General features: G+C 73.0%; 8 protein-coding genes. 6 read left to right on the forward strand and 2 right to left on the reverse strand.

Annotation, left to right across the window (positions count from 1 at the left end):
- Positions 1–1,797, forward strand: a 1,797-nt coding sequence (locus ACTIFU_RS21280; RefSeq protein WP_439580329.1) for a methyl-accepting chemotaxis protein, incomplete at its 5' end; no start/stop codon positions are given.
- A gap of 3 nt (positions 1,798–1,800) precedes the next feature.
- On the opposite strand, the gene tyrS is transcribed toward ACTIFU_RS21280, so the two are convergent.
- Complete coding sequence (gene tyrS, locus ACTIFU_RS21285) at positions 1,801–3,030, reverse strand: tyrosine--tRNA ligase (protein WP_439580330.1); 1,230 nt, start codon at positions 3,028–3,030, stop codon at positions 1,801–1,803.
- A 50-nt stretch (positions 3,031–3,080) separates the two neighbouring features.
- Between tyrS and ACTIFU_RS21290 the strand changes: the two genes are divergently transcribed.
- Entirely contained in the window at positions 3,081–4,190 is a 1,110-nt protein-coding gene (locus tag ACTIFU_RS21290) for an anhydro-N-acetylmuramic acid kinase (protein WP_439580331.1), read from the forward strand.
- A 102-nt stretch (positions 4,191–4,292) separates the two neighbouring features.
- Positions 4,293–4,535: a hypothetical protein gene (locus tag ACTIFU_RS21295; protein ID WP_439580332.1), complete on the forward strand. Its 243-nt coding sequence runs from the start codon at positions 4,293–4,295 to the stop codon at positions 4,533–4,535.
- 434 nt (positions 4,536–4,969) lie between these two features.
- Here ACTIFU_RS21295 and ACTIFU_RS21300 read toward each other — a convergent pair whose 3' ends face one another.
- On the reverse strand, positions 4,970–5,638 hold the full coding sequence (locus tag ACTIFU_RS21300) for an alpha/beta hydrolase (protein ID WP_439580333.1): 669 nt from the start codon (positions 5,636–5,638) through the stop codon (positions 4,970–4,972).
- A gap of 317 nt (positions 5,639–5,955) precedes the next feature.
- Between ACTIFU_RS21300 and cysE the strand changes: the two genes are divergently transcribed.
- From cysE to ACTIFU_RS21315, 3 genes are all read left to right on the forward strand, one after another.
- Positions 5,956–6,597, forward strand: a complete 642-nt coding sequence (gene cysE, locus ACTIFU_RS21305; RefSeq protein ID WP_439580334.1) for a serine O-acetyltransferase — start codon at positions 5,956–5,958, stop codon at positions 6,595–6,597.
- A gap of 15 nt (positions 6,598–6,612) precedes the next feature.
- Positions 6,613–7,092: an Rrf2 family transcriptional regulator gene (locus ACTIFU_RS21310; RefSeq protein WP_439580335.1), complete on the forward strand. Its 480-nt coding sequence runs from the start codon at positions 6,613–6,615 to the stop codon at positions 7,090–7,092.
- The coding region (locus ACTIFU_RS21315; RefSeq protein WP_439580336.1) for an aminotransferase class V-fold PLP-dependent enzyme at positions 7,089–7,391 on the forward strand (303 nt) is incomplete at its 3' end. The genes ACTIFU_RS21310 and ACTIFU_RS21315, both read left to right, overlap by 4 nt.

Below are 7,391 nucleotides of genomic sequence, written 5' to 3' on the forward strand. Positions count from 1 at the left end.
CGGCGGCGGCTGACCGGGGTTCACGCTCCGTTCATCGGTCGCGCGGATGATGCGGCCGGATTTCCCTGGATCGCAGCCGTGGTCATGTCTGCTGCCGTGTTCGCGCGGGTCAACCCGGTGCGCCTGCTCGCCCGCCTCGGCCTCGGCGCCCGTGTGATCTGCGCCGCCGTGCTGGGCGGGGCGCTCGCGGTCGCCGCCAGCACCTGGTGGACCCTGACGACGCTCGAGGACGAGCAGCGGGCGGCGGCGCAGCGATCGCTGGAAGTGAACCTGCGCGCGCTGAAGGACCAGGTGCATCGCCACGGTGCCGCGCTCCGCGTGGAGGGCGACCGCATGATCGCGGGCGACACGGTGATCAACGGCCGCAACGAGATCGTCGATGCGGTGAAGGAGATCGCCGGCGGCGTCGCGACGATGTTCCTCGGCGATCTGCACATCGCCACCAACGTGGTGCGCCCCGACGGCTCGCGCGGCGTCGGCACGCGGCTCGCCCCCGGCCCGGCCTTCGATGCGGCGATCACGCGCGGCCAGACCTATCGCGGCGAGAACGAGATCCTCGGCCGGCACCACCTGACCATCTACGAGCCGATCCGCGATGGCTCGGACCGGCAGATCGGGCTCTGGTTCGTCGGCGTGCCGATCGCCGAGCTCGACGCGATGCTGCGGGCGGCGCAGCGCGATGCCGCCCTCGCGGCGCTCGCCGCGCTCGCGCTTGCCGGCCTGTTCGTCGCCGCCGTGATCCGCCGCTCGCTCGCGCCGGTGCGGGCGCTGCGCGACGCGACACTGAAGGTGGCCGAGGGCGCACACGACGCGGCGGTGCCCTGCACCGACCGGCGCGACGTGGTGGGCGAGCTCGCCCGCGCGGTCGAGACCCTGCGCAGGACCAGCGAGGAGGCCGCCACGGCCCGCACGGCCCTGGAGGCCGAGCGGACGCGCGCGGCCGAGGAGCGCCGCGCGGCACGCGTCACCCTCGCCGACCGGTTCGAGGCGCAGGTGATGGCCGCGGTCTCGGCCGTGGCCGAGGCGGTCACGCGGCTGCGCGGCAGCGCCGACGCCATCGCCGAGAGCGCGAGCGGCAACGTGTCGCTCTCGACCGAGGTGACCGGCGCGTCCGATCGTGCGGCCGCCGGCGTGAACGCCGTCGCCGCCGCCGCCGAGGAGCTCTCCGCCTCGATCCGCGAGATCGGCCGGCAGGTGACGGAAGCGGCATCGGTCGCGCGCGCCGCGGCGGCGGAGAGTGCGCGCACCAATGCCTCGGTCGGCGAGCTGTCGGCGGCCGCGACGCGGATCGGCGACGTGGTGCGGCTGATCAATGACATCGCCGGCCAGACCAACCTGCTCGCGCTGAATGCGACCATCGAGGCGGCGCGCGCCGGCGAGGCCGGCAAGGGCTTCGCCGTGGTCGCCTCCGAGGTGAAGAACCTCGCCTCGCAAACTGCGAAGGCGACCGAGGAGATCGGCGCTCAGATCAACGCCATGCAGGCGGCGACAGGCGGCGCGGTGGACGCGATCCGCGCGATCGGCGGGCGCATCGACGAGATCAGTGGGCTCGCCTCCGCGGTCGCCGCCGCGGTCGAGCAGCAGGGTGCCGCGACCGCCGAGATCGCACGCTCGGTGCAGGACGCCGCCGCCGGCACGGGCGGGGTCTCGGGCGCGATCCGCAAGGTGGCCGACAACGCGACGCGCGCGGCGGAATCGAGCACGACGGTGCGCGCGGAGGCCGGGCGGCTCGATGCCGAGACCGGCACGATGCGCGGCGCGGTCGAGGGCTTCCTGAGGGAGCTGCGCGCGGCGTAGCGGTCAGGCCGCGCGCACCAGCACCTGCTGCTTGCGCCCGAGGCTGAGCCGCGCCGCGCCGTCACGCAACGCCTCCGCGCCGATCACCGCGCCCTCGTCGGTCACCGGCGCGTCGTTCAGGCGCACCGCGCCGCCGCGGATGTGCCGCCGCGCCTCGGCATTCGAGGCAAGCCCGAAGGCGCGCGCGACCAGTGCGAAGGCCGGCATCCCGCCGGCGAGTTCCGGCACCGTCACGGTCGGCAGGCCGGCCTCCGCGGCCCCGGCCGCTGCCGCGGCTGCCGCCTCGGCAGAAGCGCGCCCATGCAGCAGCGCGGTCGCCTCGGTCGCGAGCACGATCTTCGCCTGGTTCAGTTCCGCGCCGCGCAGCGACTCCAGCCGCGCGATCTCGGCTTCCGGCAGTTCGGTGAACAGGCGCAGGAACCGTCCCACGTCCAGGTCCTCGGTGTTGCGCCAGAACTGCCAGTAGCCGAACGGCGCGAGCCGGTCGTCGTTCAGCCACACCGCGCCGGCGGCGGTCTTGCCCATCTTCGCCCCCGACGCGGTGGCCAGCAGCGGCACGGTGAGGCCGAAGGCGTCGCGCCGATCCGTGCGGCGGATCAGGTCCGCGCCCATGACGATGTTGCCCCACTGGTCCGACCCGCCCATCTGCACCGCGACACCGTGGCGGCGGTTCAGCTCGCGGAAGTCGTAGGACTGCAGGATCATGTAGTTGAACTCGAGGAACGACAGCGGCTGGTCGCGCTCGAGCCGCAGCCGCACGCTGTCCATCGACAGCATCCGGTTGACCGAGAAATGCACGCCGATCTCGCGCAACAGCGGGATGTAGCGCAGCGTGTCGAGCCATTCGGCGTTGTCGGCCTCGATCGCGTCCGACGCGCCGGTGCCGAACCGGAGCAGGCGCTCGAACGGACGGCGGATGCCGCGCTTGTTCGCCTCGATCTCCTCCTCGGACAGCAGCCTGCGGCTCTCGTCGCGGCCTGAGGGATCGCCGATCTTGGTCGTTCCGCCACCGAGCAGAACCACCGGCCGGTTGCCGGTGCGCTGCCACAGGCGCAGCAGCATGATCGAGATCAGGTGCCCGACATGCAGGGAGTCGGCGGTGCAGTCGTAGCCGACATAGGCCGAGACCGGGCCGGCGCGGAGGGCTGCGTCCAGCGCGTCGAGATCGGTGCACTGGTGGATGAAGCCGCGCGCGGCGGCCTCGCGCAGGAAGTCGGAGCGTGGGGCGGTCATCGGTCGGTCCGGCGGTTGCCTGGGGCCGGGCTCGCTATCACAGTCGCCGCATGGGGGCAAAACCGGGGCTTCATCTCGGGCTGATGAGCGGCACCTCGCTCGACGGGGTGGACGCGGCGCTGGTCGAGACCGACGGGGAGCGCGTCGCGCGCCCCGGTGCGTCCCTGACGCTGCCGTACGACGCGGGGCTGCGGACCCGGCTGCGCGCGCTGCTCGACCGGGCGGACGCGCTCGCCCGCGACGACGCCGAGCTCGCCGAGGCCGAGCGCGCGCTCACCGACCGGCACGCGGAGGCGGTCGCGGCGCTGCTCGGCGAGGCCGGGGTGGCGGCGGGCGACGTCGTCGCACTCGGCTTCCACGGCCAGACCATCCTGCACCGGCCGGAGCGGCGGCTGACCTGGCAGATCGGCGACGCCGCCCGGCTCGCGCGCGCGGCGGGCACCCCGGTCGTGCACGATTTCCGCGCGGCGGATGTCGCCGCCGGCGGCCAGGGCGCACCCTTCGCGCCGCTCTGGCATGCGGCATTGGCGGGCGCGCTGGAACGGCCGGTCGCGGTGCTGAACCTGGGCGGGGTCGGCAATGTCACCTGGATCGGCGCGGACGGGACGGTGATCGCCTGCGACACCGGCCCCGGCAACGGGCCGCTCGACGACTGGGTGGCGGCGCGCGCCGGCGTGCCATTCGACGACGGCGGGCGGATCACGGCGACGGGGACGGTGTCGGTCGCGGTGCTGGCGCGGCTGATGGCGCATCCGTTCTTCGCAGCGCCGCCGCCGAAATCGCTCGACCGGCTCGATTTCGCCGCCGCGATCGCCGGGTCGGAGCTCGCATCGCTCTCCATCGCGGACGGCGCAGCCACACTCGCGGCCTTCACCGCCGCCTCGGTCGCCGCGGTGCGTGCGCATCTGCCGGAGGCACCGCGACGCTGGCTGGTCACCGGCGGCGGACGGCACAATCCGGCGATCATGACGGCGCTCGGCGCGGCCCTCGGCGTCGCGGTCGATCCGGTGGAGGCGGTCGGGTGGGACGGCGATGCGATGGAGGCGCAGGCCTTCGCCTATCTCGCCGCACGCAGCCTGCGCGGCCTGCCGCTCAGCCTGCCGACGACCACGGGCGTGCCGCGGCCGATGCCAGGCGGGCGGCTCGCCAAGCCGATATAGCGGCACCCACGTCGTAGCGACTGACCAAGCGATCCGCAAAGCCGTCACGGAACTGTTCGCAGAGGAGAGACACCGATGACCACGAATAGGGACTTCGCCCGTGTGCTCGGCGACCGCATGATGGCCGATCCGACGGAACGCGCGATTGTCGCCAAGTTGGTCGGCGGCAACCGCGACCGCGCCGCGCAGCGGATCTTCGAGTTGTTCCTGGAAACCACGCTGCCGGACGAAACCGCGGATCCGCAGAGCAAGCGTGCGCGCACCCGGGCGCTGATGCTCCTGAACGCGATCGATTGGCACGCTGTCGCCGATGCGGTGGTGGAGGATCTGCTGAGCCGCCCATGACGATGGCCTCCGCCAAGGCCGCACCGCGCTGCCCTTGGTGCACCCACTCACCGCCTCGCGATCACGGCGTGAGCGGTCTGCGATCGGGCGCGCGCCTGGCGCTGCTGGTGCGAAGAGCCCCCTGACGCCGGAGGCGCTGGCCCGACAGCGTCAGCGCATCGGCCCATCCTCCCGCCGACTTGCCGAATGCAGCGGCTGGTCATGCCAGAGCACCAGCGCCATGAAGTACGGGCGCCGCCGCTGTGGTGGAGGCGGCCAAGGACGTCCCCATCGTCGCGCGCGACCGCGAGGACTTCGTCACCGCCGCCATCCGCAACCGAGCCGAGTGGACGCACGCCACTGGCCCCCGAACGCTCGCTCGGTGCGTCGATGGCGCGGGTACGGGGCCGGACCCACTGCCGGCTCCGGCCCCCACAGAACCCTTCGCCTACCGCTCAGTCGGCGGCGAGCTTCATCCGCTCGTCGCGGCCGAGTGCCGTGAGCAGGTGATCCTCGGCGGCGTCGGCGAGCCGGTCGCAGTGCTCGACGAAGAAGTGGTCGCAGTCCTCGAACACGCGGTAGTCGATCCTGATGCCCTTCTGCGTGTTCAGCTTCTGAACGAGCTTGGCGACCGCGGGCTCGGGCACGATCTCGTCCTTGGCACCCGTCACCATCAGGCCCGACTGCGGGCAGGGGGCGAGGAAGGTGAAGTCGAAATGATTCGCCGGCGGCGTGACCGAGATGAAGCCGCATACCTCGGGCCGGCGCATCAGCATCTGCATGCCGATGAACGCGCCGTACTGGTAGCCGGCCACCCACACGGTCTTGCTGTTGGGGTTGATGCGCTGCAGCCAGTCGAGCGCCTCGGCGGCATCGGCGAGCTCGCCCTCGCCGCCGCTGTAGCGGCCCTGGCTCTTGCCGACGCCGCGGCTGTTGAAGCGCATCACCGAGAAGCCGAGCCGCTGGAACACCTGGTAGAGCGTGTAGGTCACGCGGTTGTTCATGTTGCCGCCGTGCAGCGGGTGCGGATGCAGCACCAGCGCGAGCGGCGCGTTCGGCATCTTGGCGTGGTGGTAGCGAGCCTCCAGCCGGCCATCCGGCCCCTGGAACATCACCTCAGGCATGTCGTCTCCGGTCCTGTCCACAGCGCGCCATGGCGCGGTCCCCCACGAGCCCGGTCGTTCAACCCGGCAGACGCCGGCCTTCCCCAGTCGGTTCCCGTGTCCCTCGACCCGCCGGGGCCGGAATGTTGACTGCCGTGCTTGGACTTCGTAGCGTCAAGCACGCATGGTGCAGTGCAACCATGGGATCGGGTCCGGTATCGATGGCTCCCGGGCGGGCTCCCGGCCCGAAAGCGGCGGCACTATAGGGGTCGTCATACAGAATTAACACCGGAATCGTGCTGAAGATGGCGGGACGCTGGGTTGAAGGAATCGATGCCGTGCGGGCCCGCGACCCGGCGGCGCGATCGCGGCTGGAGGTCATACTCTGCTACCCCGGCGTGCATGCTGTGGCGCTGCATCGCGTCGCGCATCGGCTCTGGGGCTGGGGATTGCGGCTGCCGGCGCGCCTGCTGTCGCACTTTTCGCGTTTCCTCACGGGTATCGAGATCCATCCGGCTGCGCGCATCGGCCGCCGGCTGGTGATTGACCACGGCGACGGCGTGGTGATCGGCGAAACCGCCGAGATCGGCGACGACGTGCTGATGTACCACCAGGTCACGCTCGGCGGCACCTCGCTCGCCGGCGGCAAGCGCCACCCGACGGTCGGCGACAAGGCGATCCTGGGCGCGGGCGCGAAGATCCTCGGGCCGATCGTGGTCGGCGAAGGCGCGCGCGTGGGGGCAAACGCGGTGGTGCTGTCGGACGTGCCGCCGGGCCAGACGGTTGTCGGCATTCCGGCCCGCCCGGTGGACCGCAAGCCCGCCGGCGCCGACGTGCTGCCCTACGGCACGCCCTGCGACGAGGCGCTCGATCCGGGCGTGCGCGCGCTGGAGTCGCTCCGTGTCGAGCTGGCCGAGCTGCGTGCCCGCCTCGCCGCGCTCGAATCGGAACGCCGGCGCGCGCCCGCCGGCGACGACTGACGCGGGAGGCGGGCGGTGCGGCTGTCGACGCGGGGCCGCTACGCCGTGATGGCGATGGCCGACCTCGCCGCGCGCACGCTGCAGGCGCCGAACGGCAAGCCGGTGACGCTCGCCGAGATCGCGGCGCGGCAGGGCATCTCGCTGTCGTATCTGGAACAGCTGTTCGGCCGGCTGCGCCGCGCGGGCCTGGTGCTGTCGGCGCGCGGCCCGGGCGGCGGCTACCGGCTCGCCTACCCGGCCGCCGAGACCCGCATCGCCGACATCGTGCTCGCCGTGGATGAGCCGATCCGGGCGACGCGCTGCGCGATCGGCAGCCCCAAGGGATGCCTCGGCGGGCGGTCGCGCTGCCTGACCCACGATCTCTGGGAGGAGCTGGGCAACCAGATCCATCTGTTCCTGGCCTCGGTCTCGCTCGAGGACGTGGTGGCGAAGCGCGTGCTGGGCCGGGCCGGGGCGCTGCACGCCTCGATGCGCGCGGCAGGATCGGCGGGGTGAGCCGGCTCTATCTCGACGCCAACGCGACCGAGCCGTTGCGGCCCGAGGCGCGCGCGGCCGTGCTCGCGGCGCTGGACCAGCCGGGCAATCCCTCCTCGGTGCACGGCGCGGGGCGCGCGGCGCGCCGGGTGCTGGAGGACGCGCGCGAGGCGCTCGCGGCGGTTGTCGGGCTGGCGCCGGCCTCGCTGGTGTTCACCTCCGGCGGGACCGAGGCGAACGCCATCGCGCTCGCGGGATGCGCAACGGAGGGGCGGCGCGTGCTGGCCAGCGCGACCGAGCACGACTCCGTGCTGCGCGCG

This window comes from Elioraea sp. (assembly GCF_051860475.1).
Classification (GTDB): domain Bacteria; phylum Pseudomonadota; class Alphaproteobacteria; order Acetobacterales; family Acetobacteraceae; genus Elioraea.